Raw genomic sequence first — 1,313 nt, 5'->3', positions numbered from 1 at the left:
CGACCCCGCCGGCATCGAGGGCAGCGTGACCGAGGCGGAGGGGCTCGGCCTGCTCGACATCGAAACGGTCATGGAGCCGGAGAAGACGGTCCGCAATGTCAGCGCCCGCTCGGTCCAGTTCGATCTGCCGCTGGAAGGCTACGAGATACATCTCGGCCGCACCACCGGCCCGGATTTGGCGCGGCCGTCCGCCGTCATCAACGGCATCGATGACGGGGCGATCTCCGCCGATGGCAAGGTGGTTGGCACCTATCTGCACGGGCTGTTTTCCGCAGACGCCTTCCGGGCAAGGTTCCTGGAAAGCCTCGGCGTCAAAGGCGGCGGCATCGACTATCGCGCCGATGTCGAGCGGGCGCTGGACGAGGTCGCGGCCGAACTGGAAACCCACCTCGACTGCGACGCGATTTTTGGCCTGGCCCGTTAGCTGGCGGCGTCTCCTGCCTTCGGCCAGTAGGTGCCAAACGACCAGACATTGCCTTCCGGGTCGCGGCAGATGAACTCGCGGCTGCCATAGTCGCGATCGGTCAGTTCCTGCAGGATCGTGGCGCCGGCCTTTCTTGCCCTGGCGTAGGCGGCATCGGCGTCTTCCACCGCGACATAGATCGACTTGCCGCCGCCGGCGCCGGGCTCGCCGACCATCTTGCCGTAGTCGTCGTCACGCGCGGTGCCGAGCATGATCATCGAGGCGCCGAAGACGAGCTCGGCGTGATGCACGACGTCGCCCTCGCCATAGCGGGCGCGCACCGTGAAGCCGAAGGCGTCGCACAGCCATTCGATCATTTTGGCGGCATTCTTGTAGCGCAGAGCGGGGTAGAGACGAGGTGCTTCGTTCGCGGTCGACATGGCAATCTCCCTGGTGTCGGTTGACGGTATCCAGTCTCGGCGAAGGCCGCCGCGGCGTCTTGAAGAAATGTTACCTCGGTGGAGAAAGAGACTATGCGAGCGCGGTTGGCGTCTCGCCGGCGAGATCGCGGAATTCGCGCACCAGATGCGCCTGGTCAGCATAGCCGCAATCGGCGGCGATCCCCGCCCAGTCGTCGAGCTGATGCTTGGACAGCGAGAGCGCCCGGTTGAAGCGCACGATGCGCGACAGCGTTTTCGGCCCGATGCCGATCGCGTCGGAAAATTTCGCCGCGAGATGCTTGCGGCTCCAGCCGAGCTCATCGGCAAGCACGGAGACCCGCGTGCGTCCGCCAGAGCCAATGACTTGCCGGTAGGCCCAGGCGATCTCGGCTGACATCCGCTTCGCCTCCGCCAGCCTTGCTGCGACGAAGCTCTCGGCAATCGCGAAACGAGTGTCCCAATCCCGTGCC

2 protein-coding genes and 1 pseudogene are annotated in these 1,313 nt (G+C 65.4%); 1 reads left to right on the top strand and 2 read right to left on the bottom strand.

The genetic code is table 11. From position 1 onward, the window contains the following. Positions 1–424, top strand: a pseudogene (locus tag EN780_RS34405) (cobyric acid synthase CobQ); the annotation flags it as partial. Here EN780_RS34405 and EN780_RS34400 read toward each other — a convergent pair. Both EN780_RS34400 and EN780_RS34395 read right to left on the bottom strand, forming a co-directional pair. Continuing rightward, positions 421–843, bottom strand: a complete 423-nt coding sequence (locus tag EN780_RS34400; RefSeq protein WP_128276475.1) for a VOC family protein — start codon at positions 841–843, stop codon at positions 421–423. The pseudogene EN780_RS34405 and the gene EN780_RS34400 sit on opposite strands and share 4 nt — an antisense overlap. A gap of 91 nt (positions 844–934) precedes the next feature. Beyond that, a partial coding sequence (locus EN780_RS34395) for a helix-turn-helix domain-containing protein (protein ID WP_128276474.1) occupies positions 935–1,313 on the bottom strand: 379 nt, incomplete at its 5' end.

The organism is Mesorhizobium sp. M4B.F.Ca.ET.089.01.1.1, from assembly GCF_004022605.1.
GTDB lineage: Bacteria > Pseudomonadota > Alphaproteobacteria > Rhizobiales > Rhizobiaceae > Mesorhizobium > Mesorhizobium abyssinicae.
The sequence above is the reverse complement of the archived record's forward strand: the minus strand, read 5'-3'. Positions and strand labels throughout refer to the sequence as shown.